Annotated in this window: 10 protein-coding genes; 9 read left to right on the forward strand and 1 reads right to left on the reverse strand. The window is 66.9% G+C overall.

Annotated features, from left to right (window positions below; translation table 11 throughout):
• Positions 1-27: 27 nt before the first annotated feature.
• Positions 28-1,611 (reverse strand): propionate catabolism operon regulatory protein PrpR, encoded by a 1,584-nt coding sequence (gene prpR, locus AC5P5X_RS01630; protein ID WP_049461033.1) that lies wholly within the window; start codon positions 1,609-1,611, stop codon positions 28-30.
• A 154-nt stretch (positions 1,612-1,765) separates the two neighbouring features.
• Here prpR and prpB point away from each other — a divergent pair, with 154 nt between their 5' ends.
• The 9 genes from prpB to pbpC all read left to right on the forward strand — a co-directional run bounded on the left by prpB (position 1,766) and on the right by pbpC (position 17,555).
• Positions 1,766-2,659, forward strand: a complete 894-nt coding sequence (gene prpB, locus AC5P5X_RS01635; RefSeq protein ID WP_010482769.1) for a methylisocitrate lyase — start codon at positions 1,766-1,768, stop codon at positions 2,657-2,659.
• Between the two features lie 36 nt (positions 2,660-2,695).
• Positions 2,696-3,853, forward strand: coding sequence for a bifunctional 2-methylcitrate synthase/citrate synthase (gene prpC / locus AC5P5X_RS01640; RefSeq protein ID WP_005410655.1), 1,158 nt, complete (start codon positions 2,696-2,698; stop codon positions 3,851-3,853).
• A gap of 97 nt (positions 3,854-3,950) precedes the next feature.
• Complete coding sequence (acnD, locus tag AC5P5X_RS01645) at positions 3,951-6,569, forward strand: Fe/S-dependent 2-methylisocitrate dehydratase AcnD (RefSeq protein ID WP_088430813.1); 2,619 nt, start codon at positions 3,951-3,953, stop codon at positions 6,567-6,569.
• A 100-nt stretch (positions 6,570-6,669) separates the two neighbouring features.
• Positions 6,670-6,912, forward strand: coding sequence for a type II toxin-antitoxin system ParD family antitoxin (locus AC5P5X_RS01650; protein ID WP_005410653.1), 243 nt, complete (start codon positions 6,670-6,672; stop codon positions 6,910-6,912).
• A complete protein-coding gene (locus AC5P5X_RS01655; RefSeq protein WP_024956932.1) occupies positions 6,909-7,271 on the forward strand; it encodes a type II toxin-antitoxin system RelE/ParE family toxin in 363 nt (120 codons plus the stop codon). The genes AC5P5X_RS01650 and AC5P5X_RS01655 overlap by 4 nt, the downstream gene beginning before the upstream one ends.
• Positions 7,272-7,274: 3 nt before the next feature.
• Positions 7,275-8,453 (forward strand): 2-methylaconitate cis-trans isomerase PrpF, encoded by a 1,179-nt coding sequence (gene prpF / locus AC5P5X_RS01660; RefSeq protein ID WP_111189059.1) that lies wholly within the window; start codon positions 7,275-7,277, stop codon positions 8,451-8,453.
• A gap of 124 nt (positions 8,454-8,577) precedes the next feature.
• Positions 8,578-10,038 carry a bifunctional 2-methylcitrate dehydratase/aconitate hydratase gene (locus AC5P5X_RS01665; RefSeq protein WP_012481005.1) on the forward strand — a complete coding sequence of 487 codons (1,461 nt, stop codon included), beginning with the start codon at positions 8,578-8,580 and terminating at the stop codon, positions 10,036-10,038.
• Positions 10,039-10,201: 163 nt separating this feature from the next.
• Positions 10,202-15,109 (forward strand): alpha-2-macroglobulin family protein, encoded by a 4,908-nt coding sequence (locus tag AC5P5X_RS01670; protein WP_060381196.1) that lies wholly within the window; start codon positions 10,202-10,204, stop codon positions 15,107-15,109.
• A 64-nt stretch (positions 15,110-15,173) separates the two neighbouring features.
• Entirely contained in the window at positions 15,174-17,555 is a 2,382-nt protein-coding gene (gene pbpC, locus AC5P5X_RS01675; protein ID WP_060381195.1) for a penicillin-binding protein 1C, read from the forward strand.
• Positions 17,556-17,594 lie beyond the last annotated feature (39 nt).

Raw genomic sequence — 17,594 nt, forward strand, 5'->3', positions numbered from 1 at the left:
GGTGTGCACCAGCCAGATGGCAGGACGTTACAATCCCTCCGCGCGCAGCCAGCGCCACAGCGTGGTGCGTGATACGCCCAGCGCCTGTGCCATGCCCTCGCGGTCATTGCGGTGTTCCTGCAACAGCGTTTCCAACTGCGCACGCGGCGGCCGCTTGCCGTTGCTTTCCACCGGTAGCGCAGCGGCGCCCTCATTCACCAGTTCGGGTGCCAGCTGCAGCAGTCGCGCGGCATCAATCAGCCCTTCACCGGGTTGCCAATGGATGCGCAGCCGATCCACCAGATTGCGCAATTCGCGCACGTTTCCTGGCCACTCGGCGGTGGTCAGCACCGCCAGTGCCTCCGCATCCAGTGGCGCGTCGATACCACGCAGCTGGCGGAAGAAATGCTGCGCCAGCAGCGGGATGTCACCGCGCCGGGCACGCAGTGCGGGCAGGGCGATGCGCAGCGCCGCCAGGCGGTAATACAGGTCGCGGCGGAAGCTGCCGGCCGCCACGCGCTGCTCGAGCGACTGCAGGGTCGCGGCCACCACGCGAAGGTCGACCGGGGTCGGCTCGGTGGCACCGACACGCAGTACCTCGCGTTCTTCCAGCACCCGCAGCAGGCGGGTCTGCAGTGGCAGCGGCAGTTCGCCGATTTCATCCAGGAACAGGGTGCCGCCGTCAGCGGCCTCGACCAGGCCGACGCGGCCGCCACGGCGTGCGCCGGTGAAGGCGCCATCGCTGTAGCCGAACAGCTCCGCTTCCAGCAGCGATTCGCTGATCGCGCCACAGTTCAGTGCCACGAAGCGGCCACGGCGTCCGCTGGCGGCGTGCAGCTGGCGCGCCACCAGTTCCTTGCCGGTGCCGGTTTCGCCGGTGACCAGTACGGTGCTGTCATGCGGGGCGTACAGCGCGATCTGTGCGCGCACCTGTGCCATGGCCTCACTGTCGCCGAGCAGGTCGTGGGCATCGCTGCGCGGTGCGGCGCGGCGGCGCGGCGCGGGCCGGCTGCCGCCGGAGCGGGCCAGGGTCTGGGTCAGTTCCAACGCGTGCTCGAACGCCTGCCGTACCGAATCTGCCGAGTACAGCAGCACGCCGGGCAGGCCGGCCTGTTCGGCGTGGTCGATGGCCATGCCGGTGCCGACGATCACCTCGATGCCGTTGGCGCGCAGGTCGGCGATGCAGTCGCGGGCGTCCTCGCGGGTGACGAAGCGGCGATGCTCGATGTCCAGGCCGAAGCTCTGCTGGAAGTTGCTGAACACCGGCACGTCGCTGGCGTGGGTGACCAGGCCGATACGGCCGGCGATCCGCCGTGCGCGCGCCAAGGCTTCCATCAGGTCGAAGCCGTTGGCCTGGATCGGCACCAGCGGCAGCTCCAGCCGGCCGCGCAGCCAGGCCGCGTTGGAGCCGCCGGCGATGACCACGTCGCAGTGCTCGCGGCGCAGGCGCTGGCCGATCACGTCCACCGCTTCCTCGAAGCCGAGGTTGATCTGCTCGATACGCGCGCGGCGATCGAACTCGGGAATGACGTCGCCGAGAAGACCGGTCAGCCGCGAGACGCTGACGGTCCAGATCACCGGCCGACTGGGGTCGGCATCGGCGTGGCGCAGGGGCGAGCGGGGCAGGTACATGGCGGCGCGCGTTGGACGGGATGTTTCATGATACATCTGTTTCAATGTTTCATATGTTTCGCTGTTGCATGGGCGTCATTCCCGTGAAATCAACGGCTTGCAGCTTGGCATGGTGCTTGCGCTCTCTTTCCCGTACTTCAACCTGGATTGCCGCATGACCGCTTCCACTCCTTTCTCCGCCGGTGCCCGCTTCCGTGAGGCGCTGGCTGCCGAATCGCCGCTGCAGGTGATCGGCGCGATCAACGCCAACCACGCCCTGCTGGCCAAGCGCGCCGGCTTCCGCGCCATCTACCTGTCCGGCGGCGGTGTTGCCGCGGGCTCGCTGGGCCTGCCGGACCTGGGCATCAACACCCTGGAAGACGTGCTGGTGGACGTGCGCCGCATCACTGATGTCTGCGACCTGCCGTTGATGGTCGACATCGACACCGGCTTCGGCCCGAGCGCGTTCAACATCGCGCGCACCGTGAAGTCGCTGATCAAGGCCGGCGCGGCCGCCTGCCACATCGAAGACCAGGTCGGCGCCAAGCGCTGCGGTCACCGCCCGGGCAAGGAAATCGTCTCGCAGGGTGAAATGGTCGACCGCGTGAAGGCGGCTGCCGATGCCAAGACCGATCCGGACTTCTTCCTGATCGCGCGTACCGATGCCATCCAGGTGGACGGCGTGGACAAGGCCATCGAGCGCGCCATCGCCTGTGTCGAGGCCGGTGCCGACGGCATCTTCGCCGAGGCGGCCTACGACCTGGACACCTATCGCCGCTTCGTCGACGCGGTGAAGGTGCCGGTGCTGGCCAACATCACCGAATTCGGCGCCACCCCGCTGTTCAGCCGCGATGAACTGGCTTCTGCCGGCGTTGCGATCCAGCTGTTCCCGCTGTCGGCCTTCCGCGCTGCCAACAAGGCCGCCGAGAACGTCTACCAGGCGGTGCGCCGCGATGGCCACCAGCGCAACGTGGTGGAGACCATGCAGACCCGCGAAGAACTCTACGACCGCATCGGCTACCACGCCTTCGAGCAGCAGCTCGATGCACTGTTCGCCGCCAAGAAATAAGCAGTACCCTGCACCATCGAGTTTTCGGAGGGAAACATGAACGATACGACCGCAACCCCGACCTTCAAGCCGAAGAAGTCCGTCGCCCTGTCCGGCACCGCCGCCGGCAACACCGCGCTGTGCAGCGTGGGCCGCAGCGGCAACGACCTGCACTACCGCGGCTACGACATCCTGGACCTGGCCAACACCAGCGAGTTCGAGGAAATCGCCTACCTGCTGGTGCACGGCAAGCTGCCGACCCGCGCCGAGCTGGTTTCGTACAAGGCCAAACTGAAGTCGCTGCGTGGCATTCCTGCTGCGGTGAAGGCGGCGCTGGAAGAGCTTCCGCCGTCGGCACACCCGATGGACGTGATGCGTACCGGCGTGTCCGTGCTCGGCTGCGTGGCGCCGGAGAAGGACGACCACAACCATCCGGGCGCGCGTGACATCGCCGACAAGCTGATGGCCTGCCTCGGTTCGATGCTGCTGTACTGGTACCACTGGAGCCACAACGGCCGTGCCATCGACGTGGAAACCGACGATGACTCGATCGGCGGCCACTTCCTGCACCTGCTGCACGGCGAGAAGCCGCAGGAATCGTGGGTGAAGGCGATGCACACCTCGCTGATCCTGTACGCGGAGCACGAGTTCAACGCCTCGACATTCACCTGCCGCGTCATCGCCGGCACCGGCAGCGACATGTACAGCGCGATCTGCGGTGGCATCGGCGCGCTGCGCGGTCCGAAGCACGGCGGCGCCAACGAAGTGGCGTTCGAAGTGCAGAAGCGCTACGACAGTCCCGATGAGGCCGAGGAAGACATCAAGGCCCGCGTCGAGCGCAAGGAAGTGGTGATCGGTTTCGGCCACCCGGTCTACACCGTCTCTGATCCGCGCAACAAGGTGATCAAGGACGTGGCCCGCGAGCTGTCCGAAGAGCAGTCGAGCATGAAGATGTACAACATTGCCGAGCGCCTGGAATCGGTGATGTGGGACATCAAGAAGATGTTCCCGAACCTGGACTGGTTCAGCGCCGTCAGCTACCACATGATGGGCGTGCCGACCGCGATGTTCACTCCCCTGTTCGTGATCGCCCGCACCGCCGGCTGGAGCGCGCACATCGTCGAGCAGCGTATCGACGGCAAGATCATCCGCCCGAGCGCCAACTACATCGGTCCGGAAGACCGCGACTTCGTCGCCATCGACAAGCGCGTCTGATCCACCTGCCGTACCCATCCGGCCGGCCGCGTGCCGGCCGGGTGCTTTCGCCGCCGCACCGCCGGCACCCGGCCCGCCCCAAGTACTCCGCCAGCCCATGAATACCGATTACCGCAAGAACCTCCCCGGCAGCGCGCTGGATTATTTCGACGCGCGTGCCGCTGTCGATGCGATCCAGCCCGGCGCCTACGCCACCCTGCCGTACACCTCGCGCGTGCTGGCCGAGAACCTGGTGCGTCGCTGCGATCCGGCCACGCTCGGCGATTCGCTGAAGCAGCTGATCGAGCGCCGTCGCGACCTGGATTTCCCGTGGTTCCCGGCGCGCGTGGTCTGCCACGACATCCTCGGCCAGACCGCGCTGGTGGACCTGGCCGGCCTGCGTGATGCGATCGCCGACAAGGGTGGCGACCCGGCCAAGGTCAACCCGGTTGTGCCGGTGCAGCTGATCGTCGATCACTCGCTGGCGGTGGAGTGCGGTGGTTTCGATCCGCAGGCGTTCGAGAAGAACCGCGCGATCGAAGATCGTCGCAATGAAGACCGTTTCCACTTCATCGACTGGACCAAGCAGGCATTCCAGAACGTGGATGTGATTCCGCCGGGCAACGGCATCATGCACCAGATCAACCTGGAGAAGATGTCTCCGGTGATCTACGTGCAGGACGGCGTGGCCTTCCCGGATACCTGCGTGGGCACCGACAGCCACACCCCGCACGTGGATGCGCTGGGTGTGATCGCCATTGGTGTGGGTGGTCTGGAAGCGGAGAACGTGATGCTGGGCCGCGCGTCGTGGATGCGCCTGCCTGACACCGTCGGTGTCGAACTGAGTGGCCGCCCGCAGCCGGGCATCACCGCCACCGACGTGGTGCTGGCGCTGACCGAGTTCCTGCGCAAGGAGCGCGTGGTCGGCGCGTGGCTTGAATTCTTCGGCGAGGGTGCCGCGGCACTGACCATCGGTGACCGCGCCACCATCTCCAACATGTGCCCGGAATACGGCGCGACCGCCGCGATGTTCTACATCGACGGGCAGACCATCGATTACCTGCGCCTGACCGGCCGCGAGGAGTCGCAGGTAGCGCTGGTGGAAAACTACGCACGTACCACCGGTCTGTGGGCCGACGATCTGGCGACCGCGCAGTACGAGCGCGTGCTGCACTTCGACCTGTCCAGCGTGGTGCGCAACATGGCTGGCCCGTCTAACCCGCACAAGCGCGTGGCCACTGCCGAGCTGGCCGAGCGCGGCATCGCCGACGAGGCCAAGCTGGAAGCGGGCAAGGCCGAGCAGGCGCAGGGCCTGATGCCCGATGGCGCGGTGATCATCGCGGCCATCACCAGCTGCACCAACACCTCCAATCCGCGCAACGTGATCGCCGCCGCACTGCTGGCGCGCAACGCCAAAGCGCGTGGCCTGCAGCGCAAGCCGTGGGTGAAGTCGTCGCTGGCGCCGGGTTCCAAGGCCGTCCAGCTGTACCTGGAAGAATCCGGCCTGCTGCCGGACCTGGAGCAGCTCGGCTTCGGCATCGTCGCCTTCGCGTGCACTACCTGCAATGGCATGAGTGGTGCGCTGGATCCGAAGATCCAGCAGGAAATCATCGACCGTGACCTGTATTCCACGGCCGTGCTGTCGGGTAACCGCAACTTCGATGGCCGCATCCATCCGTACGCCAAGCAGGCCTTCCTGGCCTCGCCGCCGCTGGTGATCGCCTATGCCATCGCCGGCACCGTCCGCTTCGATATCGAGAAGGACGTGCTGGGCGTGGACGCCGACGGCAACGAAGTGCGCCTGAAGGACATCTGGCCCAGCGATGCCGAGATCGACGCGGTGGTGAAGGCCTCGGTGAAGCCCGAGCAGTTCCGCAAGGTCTACAACCCGATGTTCAACGTGCGCGTGGAGCACGGCGCCGCGGTCAGCCCGCTGTACGACTGGCGCCCGCAGAGCACCTACATCCGCCGTCCTCCGTACTGGGAGGGCGCACTGGCCGGCGAGCGCACGCTGGCAGGCATGCGCGCGCTGGCGGTGCTGCCGGACAACATCACCACCGACCACCTGTCGCCGTCCAACGCGATCCTGGCGTCCAGTGCCGCCGGCGAATACCTGGCGAAGATGGGCCTGCCGGAAGAGGACTTCAATTCCTACGCCACGCATCGCGGTGACCACCTGACCGCGCAGCGCGCCACCTTCGCCAATCCGAAGCTGTTCAACGAGATGGTGCGCAATGACGACGGCAGCGTGAAGCAGGGTTCGCTGGCGCGCGTGGAGCCGGAAGGCAAGGTGATGCGCATGTGGGAGGCGATCGAGACCTACATGCAGCGCAAGCAGCCGCTGATCATCATCGCCGGTGCCGACTACGGCCAGGGCAGCTCGCGTGACTGGGCCGCCAAGGGCGTGCGCCTGGCCGGCGTGGAGGCGATCGTGGCCGAGGGCTTCGAGCGCATCCACCGCACCAACCTGATCGGCATGGGCGTGCTGCCGCTGGAGTTCAAGCCGGGCACCACCCGGCTGACCCTGGGGATCGATGGCACCGAGACCTTTGACGTGATCGGCGAGCGTACCCCGCGTGCCGAGCTGACCCTGGTCATCCACCGCCGTGACGGCCAGGACGTGGTGGTGCCGGTCACCTGCCGCCTGGACAGCGACGAGGAAGTGGCGATCTACGAGGCCGGCGGCGTGCTGCAGCGCTTCGCCCAGGACTTCCTGGAAGGCGCCAAGGTGGCGTGATAGCCGGCTGAATGCCCGCCCCCGGAGGCCGGGGGCGGGCTTGTCCGACCCCAGGGCAGGGCGCACACTGGCTTGGCAAAAACTGCCAAAGGAGGGTTTCATGGCCACCATGAACATTTCGCTGACCGATCCGCTCAAGCAGTTCGTGGACGAAGAAGTGCGCGAAGGCGGCTACTCCAGTACGTCAGACTATGTGCGTGACCTGATCCGCCAGCGCCAGCGCAGCAAGGCTGAAGAGCTGCTCAAGCAGCTGATTGCCGAGGGGCTGGCGTCGGGACCTTCGGCGCCTCTGGCGCCGGATCACTTTGACAAGCTCCGTGAGCGTGCACGGAACCGCAAGTGAAACCTTCGCACTGGTCCCCTGCAGCGGTTCGAGATCTTGACCAGGCAGCAGCTTGGTATGCAGATCAGGGCGGAGAAGTGCTGGAAATCGGCTTCATCGATGCGGTGGAATCCGTCGTCAAGCTGATCGAGGCCCACCCGGGTGCTGGTTCCGCACTGCATGCGGATCTGTTGCCCTCGCTGCCAGCGCCATTGCGTTTTCATCCGGTTCGTCGCTTCGACGGCTACCTGGTCTACTACGTGGAGCTACCTGCGCACGTTTCCATCGTGCGCATCTGGAATGCTTCGCGGGGCATGGAAGCACTGTTCGAAGACGAGAAGCTCAACCCCGATATTGGTTCGTCGCATCCAGGATACTGATCCATGACCTTCCTCCCGCAACTCCGTATTCCCGCTACCTACATGCGCGGTGGCACCAGCAAGGGTGTGTTCTTCCGCCTGCAGGACCTGCCCGAGGCCGCGCGGGTGCCGGGCGCAGCACGCGATGCGCTGCTGATGCGCGTGATCGGCTCGCCCGATCCGTATGGCAAGCAGACTGACGGCATGGGCGGCGCCACCTCCAGCACTAGCAAGTGCGTGATCATCTCCACTGCTTCTGTGCCGGACCACGATGTGGACTACCTGTACGGCCAGGTCTCGATCGATACCGCCTTCGTCGACTGGAGCGGCAATTGCGGCAACCTCAGCACCGCGGTGGGTCCGTTTGCGATCGCCCATGGGCTGATCGATCCGGCCCGGGTGCCGCGCGATGGCCTGTGCACCGTACGCATCTGGCAGGCCAACATCGGCAAGACCATCATCGCCCATGTGCCGATGCGCGATGGCGAAGTGCAGGAGACCGGCGATTTCGAGCTGGATGGCGTGACCTTCCCGGCGGCCGAGATCCAGCTGGAATTCATCGATCCGTCCGATGACGGTGATGCGGGCGCGATGTTCCCGACCGGCAATCTGGTCGATACATTGGACGTGCCCGGCGTGGGCAGCTTCGAGGTGACCATGATCACCGCCGGCATCCCGACCATCTTCCTCAACGCCGCCGACCTGGGCTACACCGGCACCGAGCTGCAGCCGGCGATCAACGAGGACAAGGGAGCACTGGAGCGCTTCGAGAAGATCCGCGCCTACGGCGCCTTGCGCATGGGGCTGATCAAGAGCCTGGAAGACGCGGCGACCCGCCAGCACACGCCGAAGGTGGCCTTCGTGGCACCGGCACAGGACTACGTGTCGTCCAGTGGCAAGGCCATCCCGGCCTCGGCGATCGACCTGCATGCGCGCGCGTTGTCGATGGGCAAGCTGCACCACGCGATGATGGGTACCGCCGCCGTAGCGATCGGCACTGCGGCGGCGATCCCGGGCACGCTGGTCAATCGCGCCGCCGGCGGCGGCGAACGCGAAGCGGTGACGTTCGGTCATCCCTCGGGCACGTTGCGCGTGGGTGCACAGGCAGGTCTCGTTGACGGCCAGTGGACAGTGACCAAGGCCATCATGAGCCGCAGCGCCCGCGTATTGATGGAAGGCAAGGTGCGGGTACCGGCCGAGTGATGCGTTGGTAAACGCCAACCAAGGTTGGCGACTACCGGGCCGCAGAGATCGATTGCTTTGGTAGATGCCAACCTTGGTTGGCATGGTGCACGGGCAACCGTGCACCGCAACGAGGAGATTGACGATGTCCGACAGCCACACCCCATCCAACGAGCGTGCAGCGTGGGATGCGCTGCTGGTGGACATCGTCGATTACGTGCGCGACGCACGCATCGACTCACCGCTGGCGTTCCAGACCGCGCACCACTGCCTGCTCGATACGCTTGGGTGCGGACTGGAGGCACTTTCTTTCCCGGCCTGCAGCAAGCTGCTCGGTCCACTGGTGCCGGGCATCAGCGTGGTCAACGGCGCGCGCGTGCCGGGCACGCACTACGTGCTGGACCCGGTGCAGGCCGCCTTCAATCTCGGCGCAATGGTGCGCTGGCTGGATTTCAACGACACCTGGCTGGCTGCCGAGTGGGGCCATCCTTCCGACAATCTCGGCGGCATCTTGGCTGTTTGCGATTGGCTGGGACGCAACGCGCAGGCCCTGCGTCGTCCGCCGCCGACCGTGCACGATGTGCTGCTGGCGATGATCAAGGCGCACGAGATCCAGGGCGTGATGGCGCTGCAGAACTCCTTCAACCGGGTCGGGCTCGACCACGTGGTGCTGGTCAAGGTGGCCACCACTGCCGTGGTCGCCCAACTGCTCGGGCTGGACCGCGAGCGCATGCTCAATGCGCTGTCGCTGGCCTGGGTCGATGGCCAAGCGCTGCGCACCTACCGGCACGCTCCCAACACCGGCTCGCGCAAGAGCTGGGCCGCCGGCGATGCGACCAGCCGTGGCGTGCGCCTGGCCTTGATGGCGGCCAGTGGTGAGATGGGCTATCCCAGCGTGCTCAGCGCGCCAACCTGGGGCTTCGAGGCCGTGTCCATGCGCGGTCAGGCACTGACGCTGGGGCGACCGTTAGGCAGCTATGTGATGGAGAACGTGCTGTTCAAGATCAGCTACCCGGCCGAGTTCCACGGCCAGACCGCAGTGGAGGCCGCGGTCATGCTGCACCAGCAGTTGCGTGCGATGGGGCGGCGGGTCGAGGACATTGCGCACATCGCGATCCGGACCCAGGAAGCCTGCATCCGCATCATCGACAAGCAGGGCCCACTGCATAACCCGGCCGACCGCGACCACTGCGTGCAGTACATGGTCGCCATCGCATTGCTGCATGGGCGGCTGGTGGCAGAGGACTACGAGGACGATGTGGCGGCGGATCCGCGCATCGATGCGCTGCGCGCGAAAATGACCTGCCATGAAGACCCGCAGCTCAGCGCCGATTACCTGGAACCTGACAAGCGCAGCATCGCCAACGGCCTGAGCGTGCGCTTCACCGATGGCACCGAGCTGCCCGAGGTGCTGGTGGAGTACCCGCTCGGCCATGCCCGCCGTCGCGAGGAAGGCATTCCGCTGCTGATGGACAAGTTCCGCCGGCACTTGGCCCACCGCTTCCCGACCAGCCAGCAGCAGCGCATCCTGGCCGCATCGCTGGACCCGGTGGCGCTGGCGGCAATGCCGGTGACCGACTACGTGGACCTGTACCTGCCGGGCTAGGGCGATCGGTAGTGCCGGCCGCTGGCCGGCAATTCCATCCAACCTGCCATGCCGGTTGCCGGCCAGCGGCCGGCACTACCCGCACTTGGGGCAATTGCCGAAATCGCGTCAACACCTTGACGCGGCCTGCCTATAATGGCCGCCTCGATCAAGGAGTGACGACATGAGCGGTCCGGCACGGCGGAAGCGGTGGGGATGGGCGGCGGCGGTACTGGCAGGAGGCCTGTTGCTGGGGCTGGCCGGCTGCCGCAATGACAGCGGGCAGCTGCCCAAGGCCAGTGGTGAGGCGATCACCACCAAGGCCGAGCAGGTGAAGGAATTCACCCTGCTGCGTGCCTACCCGGACCAGAAGAATGACGGCCTGTCGCTGGCGCTGGAGTTCTCGCGCCCGCTGGTCGGTACCCAGGATTTCGACAAGCTGGTGCGTTTCGAAGAGAAGGTCGGCACCGACGACAGCAGTTGGACGCTGTCCGATGACGGCCTGACCCTGCGCTACCCGTTCGTCGAGGCCGGCAAGGAGTTCAGCCTGGTGGTCTCGCCGGACCTGCTGGCCGCCGATGGCAGCCGCCTGGGCAAGGAACTGAAGCAGAAGGTGTTCAGCGGCGAGCTGAAGCCGGTGGTCGGTTTCGCCTCGCAGGGCAGCGTGCTGCCGGCCAAGGACAGCCGCGGCCTGCCGGTGGTCTCGGTGAACGTGCCGGAGGTCGATGTCGAGTTCCTGCGCGTGCGCGAGAAGGACCTGCCGACCTTCTTCAGCCAGTACCAGCGCGGCGGCCGCCGCGGCAGCTGGGAGCTGAGCAGCGACTACGAGCGCAGCCCGATCAACAAGCTGGCAGAGCCGGTCTACGTCAACCGCTTCATCCTGGGGGGCAAGAAGAACGAGCGGGTGCTGACCTACCTGCCGACCCAGGACATCAAGGAACTGCAGGAGCCGGGCCTGTACTTCGCCCTGCTCAAGCGCACCGGTGACTACGAAGGCGAGTTCGATACCGCGTTCTTCTCGGTCAGCGACATCGGCCTGCATACCCGCGCCTACAAGGACAAGCTGTTCGTCCATACCGCCGGCCTCAAGGACGGCGCGCCGCTGAAGGGCATCGACCTGCGCGTGCTCGATGCCAAGGGCGAGGTTGTGCTGAAGGGCAGCACCGACGGCAATGGCAACGCGCTGTTGAACTACACCCTGGATGCCACCCACGTGCTGGTCGCCAGCACCGGCAAGGACACCAGCTTCCTGCCGTTCAACCAGCCGGCGCTGGATCTGAGCGAATTCGCCGTGGCCGGCCGTGACAATGCGTGGTTCGACGTCTACGCCTGGTCCGGCCGCGACCTGTACCGCCCGGGCGAGACCGTGCGCCTGTCCGCCCTGCTGCGCGACAACGACGGCAAGCCGGTCAAGGCGCAGCCGGTATTCCTGCGGCTGAAGCAGCCCGACGGCAAGACTTTCCGCGAGACCCGCCTGCAGCCGGGCGACCAGGGCTACATCAACTTCGAGCAGGTCATTCCCGCCGAGGCGCCGACCGGGCGCTGGCAGGTCGAGTTCCGCACCGACCCGGCCAGCAAGGAAGCGATCCAGGGCATGACCCTGCGCATCGAGGAGTTCCTGCCCGAGCGCATGAAGCTGGACCTGGACAGCGCGCAGAAGACGCTGAAGCCGGGTGAGGACCTGCGCCTGCAGGCCAATGGCGCCTATCTGTATGGCGCGCCGGCCGATGGCAACCGCTTCACCGCGCGCATGGCGGTGGCCGCCGAGCAGAAGCCGGTGGAAGGCCTGCCGGGCTATTTCTTCGGTGACCCGACCCTGCAGCTGCCGCGCGAGGCCAAGGACGTGATCGATACCACGCTGCCGGGCAACGGCCAGCTGCGTGAGGACGTCGTGTTGCCGGAAGAGGCAGCCAAGGCCAAGGCGCCGATTGCCGTAGTGCTGTCCGGCAGCCTGTATGAAACCGGTGGCCGCACGGTCACCCGTACCCTGAAGCGGGTGATGTGGCCGGCCAACGCCCTGGTTGGTGTACGCCCGCTGTTCAACCCGGAGGACGGTGCCGATTCCAACGGCAACGCGCGCTTCGAATTGATGCGCGTGGATGCTGCTGGTACGCCGCAGCCGGCCAAGGGCCTGAAGATCACCCTGGTGCGCGAGCTGCGCGACTACCACTGGACCTTCAACGACAATCGCTGGGACTACGATTTCACCCGCCGTTTCGAGAACAAGGAAACCCGCACCGTCGATGCCGGCAGCAGTGCGGTCGCCTTCGATTTCCCGGTGGAGTGGGGCGAGTACCGGGTGGACGTGTTCGACCCGTCCACCGGCCTGACCAGCCGTTACCCGTTCCGCGCCGGCTGGAGCTGGGGTGATGACAACCGCGGCCTGGACGCGCGCCCTGACAAGATCAAGCTGGGCCTGGACAAGACCGGCTACAAGGCAGGCGACACGCTAGAGGTGACGGTGACCCCGCCGCACGCCGGCAAGGGCATCCTGATGGTCGAGACCGACCGCATGCTGTACGTGCAGGACATCGACGCCAAGCCGGGTTCGACCTTCAAGATTCCGGTCACCGCTGACTGGGAGCGCCACGACGTCTACATCACCGCGCTGGTGTTCCGCGGCGGCAGTGCGCCGAGCAAGATCACCCCGGCCCGTGCGGTGGGCGTGGTGCACGTACCGATGGACCGCAAGGGGCGCACCGTGGCCGTCGGCCTGGCAGCGCCTAAGCAGATGCGACCGGAACAGGACCTGCCGGTGACGGTCAGCGCACCGCAGCTGGCCGGCAAAATGGCGCACGTCACGGTCTCGGCGGTGGACGTGGGCATCCTCAACATCACCCGCTTCCCGGTGCCCGACGCCGGTGCGCACTTTTTCGCCCAGCGTCGTCTCGGCATTGATGCCTACGACATCTACAGCCGGGTGATCGAGAGCTTTGACGGCGGTGCCGGCAAGCTGAAGTTCGGTGGCGACATGGCGCTGCAGGCGTTGCCGCAGGCCAAGCGCCCGACCGCGCGCGTGCAGACCGTGGACCTGTTCTCTGGCCCGGTGCAGCTCGATGCCAAGGGCATCGCCCGCATCCGCCTGAAGGTGCCGGACTTCAACGGCACCCTGCGGGTGTCGGCACTGGTCTACAGCGATGACCAGTACGGCAAGCGCGACGTGGAAACCGTGGTGCGTGCGCCGATCCTCGCCGAAGCCAGCATGCCGCGCGTGCTCGCTCCGGGCGACCGCAGCACCGTGACCCTGGATGTGCAGAACTTCACCGGCAAGCCGGGCCAGTTCAACGTGAAGGTGGAAAGCGAGGGCCCGCTGAACCTGGGCGAGGGCAGCCGCAGCGTGCAGTTGAATGCCGACGCCAAGACCACGTTGAGCTTCCCGCTTTCGGCACGCGAGGGCCACAGCGTGGCCAAGGTGCGGGTGCGGGTGGACGGCAACGGCTTCAAGGCCGATCGCCGTTACGACCTGCCGGTGCGTGCGGCGTGGCCGCAGGTGCTGCGTTCGCAGGTGCGCACGCTTGATCCGTTGGCCGCGGTCAGCCTCGATAACAGCCTGACCGATGGCCTGATGGCCGAGTCGGTGAATGCCCGCCTGCTGGTCAGCCCGCTGCCGCCGATCCCGTTCGCCAGTGCGCTGCAGGGTGCATTGAACTACCCGTATGGCTGTGCCGAGCAGACCACCAGCAAGGGCTACGCCGCGCTGATCCTGGACCAGGCAACATCGTCGATGCTCGGTGCCGACGGGCTGGATGCCAAGACCCGCCGCGAGCGCATGGAAGGTGCGTTTGGCCGCCTGGCGTCGATGCAGGTGGCCAATGGCAACTTCTCGATGTGGGGTGACGACGGCTACGTGAACCCGTGGCTGACCCCGTACATCACCGAGTTCCTGCTCGATGCCAAGGACGCCGGCTTCGCCGTGCCCGACAACGTGCTGCAGAAGGCGCTCAACCGCCTCAGCGAGGATCTGCTGTCCGGTGGCAACCAGTTCTATGGCCAGGACGACCGCGAGAAGCTGAAGTTCGCCAACCAGGCGTACTCGGGCTACGTGCTGGCCCGGGTCAACCGTGCGCCGCTGGGTACCCTGCGCACGCTGTACGACAACGAGCGCAGCAAGGCGGTCGGCGGCCTGTCGCTGGTCCACCTGGGCGTGGCGCTGTCGTTGCAGGGCGATGCCAAGCGCGGCCAGGCCGCGCTGGCGGCGGCCTTCGCCAAGTCCAGCAGCGAACGCCCGTCGTACTTCGGCGACTACGGCAGTGCGATCCGTGATGACGCGCTGATGATCGCGCTGACCCACGAAAACAAGCTGGCCAAGCCGGCCTGGGATGCACGTGCGGTTGACCTCGGCCGTGGCCTGGATGCGCGCCGCAATGCCGGCTGGATGTGGCTGAGCACGCAGGAACAGGTAGCGATTGCCCGCCTTGGCAAGGCGCTTGCTGCCAACCAGAAGGCGCTGGTGGCCGGTGAACTGGTGATCGGTGGCAACACCGAAGCCATCGGCGAACGCAAGCTGTTCGGCCGCAACTTCAGTGCAAATGAACTCGCCAGCGGCGTGCGCTTCACCCCGCAGGGCCAGCCGCCGATGTTCGCCAGCATCGACGTGGCCGGTATCCCGCGTAGCGCGCCGGCACCGGATAACAGCGTGCTGGGCGTCGAGCGCAGCTACTACGGCACCGATGGCAAGCCGTGGTCGCCGCGGCCGCTGAAGGAAGGCGAAGCCCTGATCGTGCGCGTCACCGTCGCTGCCGACACCACGATGCCCGATGCACTGCTGACCGACCTGCTGCCGGCCGGCCTGGAGATCGAGAACTTCAACCTGGGCGATGCCAAGCAGTGGGCCGACGTGGTGGTCGATGGCATCACCATCAGCGACCGGGGTGAAGCGGCCGATACCAAGCACGAGGAATTCCGCGACGACCGCTACGTGGCCGCGCTGAAGCTCTCGCGTGGCAGCAAGGCCAACGTGTTCTACCTGGTGCGCGCGGTGACCCCGGGTACCTACTCGGTGCCGCCGCCGCTGGTGGAGGACATGTACCGGCCGCAGCTGCGCGGCGTCGGCCGCAGCAACCCGACCACGATCACGGTGGTACAGCCGTGACCGCGCGGACGGGCCGCGACGGTGCGGCCCGTCCAGCTGGCAAGCTCCAATGCGGCACGCTGCAATGACGAACACGATGACGGCCCGGCTGGCGGCCCTGCGCCGCCGGCTGCAGCCGCTGTGGCCGTGGCTGCGCTGGGGTACGGCCGCCACGCTGGCACTGCTGCTGGTGCTGGATTTCGCCTTCCCGCCGCCGCTGCCGAAGCAGCGCGATACCAGCACCCTGGTGGTGGCTGCCGATGGCACGCCGCTGCGTGCGTTCGCCGATGCCGAGGGCGTGTGGCGTTATCCGGCATCGACCGACAGCGTCTCGCCGCTGTACCTTCAGGCGCTGCTGACCTACGAAGACCGCTGGTTCTGGCGCCATCCGGGCATCAACCCGCTGGCGATCCTGCGTGCCAGTGGCCAGCTGTTGCGCGGTGGTCGCATCGTGTCCGGTGGCTCGACCCTGACCATGCAGGTCGCACGCATCCTCGATCCGCATACGCGCACCCCCTGGGGCAAGCTCAAGCAGATGCTGCGTGCGGTGCAGCTGGAAGTGCACCTGAGCAAGCAGCAGATCCTGGCCCTGTACCTGGAGCGCGCACCCTACGGCGGCACCATCGAGGGCGTGGAAGCGGCCAGCTGGGCCTACCTGGGCAAGCCGGCGGCGCAGCTGTCGCATGCCGAGGCCGCGTTGCTGGCGGTGCTGCCGCAGGCGCCGAGCCGGCTGCGCCCGGACCGCCATCCGGAAGCGGCTCAGAAGGCGCGCGACAAGGTGCTGTCACGCATGGCCGAGCTGGGCGCGTGGACAGCGGAAGAAGTGGAAGATGCGCGCATCGAGAACGTGGTTGCACGCTCGCTGCGGCCGCCGCTGCATGCCGCGTTGCTGGCGCAGCGCCTGCACTCGGCGCATCCGGGCCAGGCACGCATCCAGAGCAGTATCGACATCGGCCTGCAGCGCACCCTGGAAGAACGCGTGGCCAGCTACTTCTCCACGCTGCCCGAGCGCACTTCGGCGGCCCTGCTTGTGGTCGACAACCAGACCCTGCAGGCGCGTGCCTATGTCGGCACGCTGGCGTTCGGTGACCGCCAGCGGCTCGGCCACGTGGACATGGTGCAGGCCTGGCGTTCGCCGGGCTCCACGCTCAAGCCGTTCCTGTATGCAATGGCGCTGGACGATGGCCTGATCCATTCGGAAAGCCTGCTGGTCGATGCGCCGCAGAGTTTCGGCAGCTACCGCCCCGGCAACTTCGACATGGCCTTCAATGGGCCGATCGGCGCCTCCAGCGCGCTGCGGCTGTCACTCAACGTGCCCTCGGTGGACCTGTTGCAGCGGGTCGGTCCGGCGCGCTTTGCTGCGCGCCTGTCGCACTCCGGCATCCAGCTGCGCTTCCCGCCGGGCAGCACGCCCAACCTGTCGCTGATCCTGGGCGGCACCGGTGCGCGGCTGGAAGATCTGGTCGGTGCGTTCGCAGCGCTCAACCGCAACGGCATCGCCGGGCGCGTGCGCTACACCGATGACGAACCGATGATCGAGCGGCGCCTCGCTTCGCCCGGCGCCAGCTGGATCGTGCGCGAGATGCTGGAATCGAATCCGCGGCCGGGGTATAGCGTCGGGACGTTCGATGTCGGTGGCCGCCCGCGCGTGGCGTGGAAGACCGGCACCAGTTACGGGTACCGCGATGCGTGGGCGATCGGCAGCACCCGCCATTACACCGTGGGCGTGTGGGTGGGCCGGCCGGACGGCACACCGCTACCGGGCCAGTACGGCGCGGTGACCGCGCTGCCGCTGATGTTCGAGGTGGTGGACAGCCTGCCGCGCCAGCGCGGTGACTCGGCCGCTGCGCCGATGCCGGCCAGCGTCAGCCAGGAAGACATCTGCTGGCCGACCGGTGAGCGTGCCGAAGGCCTGCCTGCTGCGCTCTGCCAGCGGCTGATGCCAGCCTATCTGCTGGAAGGCGCGGCACCACCGACCTTCCCCGAACGCGAGGCACGGCGCTGGCAACCGGGTCGGCAGCGCTACCTTGCCGATGCGCGTACCGGTCTGCGCGTGTCAGCCGATTGCCGCTTGCCGCACGAAGAAGTCGCGCGCGAGATCGCGCGCTGGCCAGCGTTGCTGTCGCCGTGGCTGTCCAAGGCCACGCGCGAAGCCTCGCAGCTGCCGGCGCTGTCGCCGGACTGCCGTGATGATGGCCGCGAGGCCAGCGTTGCGCTGCACATCGATGGGCTCAACGATGGCGCCACGCTGGCGCGCGCGCCGAATTCGGAACATGGCGTACGCCTGCAGCTGCGCGCGCTGGGCAGCGAGCAGGCGGTGGACTGGTTGCTCGATGGACGCTGGATCGCACAGACGCGCGGTGCGCAGCTGATGCAGCGCGAGTTCGCCGAGCCGGGCGCGCACACCTTGACCGCGCTGGCGGCCGATGGCGCTTGGACACAGGTAAGGTTCAACGTCCTGCGGTAGGTGCCAACCTTGGTTGGCACGCGATGAATGCGCCCACCA

The sequence above is a fragment of the Stenotrophomonas sp. YJH_SMC_91 genome, from assembly GCF_059368495.1.

Coding starts and splice junctions, on each gene's coding strand:
- acnD (WP_088430813.1), top strand. CDS start 3,951: ATGAATACCGATTACCGCAAGAACCTCCCCGGCAGCGCGCTGGATTAT.
- AC5P5X_RS01670 (WP_060381196.1), top strand. CDS start 10,202: ATGAGCGGTCCGGCACGGCGGAAGCGGTGGGGATGGGCGGCGGCGGTA.
- pbpC (WP_060381195.1), top strand. CDS start 15,174: ATGACGAACACGATGACGGCCCGGCTGGCGGCCCTGCGCCGCCGGCTG.
- prpB (WP_010482769.1), top strand. CDS start 1,766: ATGACCGCTTCCACTCCTTTCTCCGCCGGTGCCCGCTTCCGTGAGGCG.
- AC5P5X_RS01650 (WP_005410653.1), top strand. CDS start 6,670: ATGGCCACCATGAACATTTCGCTGACCGATCCGCTCAAGCAGTTCGTG.
- prpC (WP_005410655.1), top strand. CDS start 2,696: ATGAACGATACGACCGCAACCCCGACCTTCAAGCCGAAGAAGTCCGTC.
- prpF (WP_111189059.1), top strand. CDS start 7,275: ATGACCTTCCTCCCGCAACTCCGTATTCCCGCTACCTACATGCGCGGT.
- AC5P5X_RS01665 (WP_012481005.1), top strand. CDS start 8,578: ATGTCCGACAGCCACACCCCATCCAACGAGCGTGCAGCGTGGGATGCG.
- prpR (WP_049461033.1), bottom strand. CDS start 1,611: ATGTACCTGCCCCGCTCGCCCCTGCGCCACGCCGATGCCGACCCCAGT.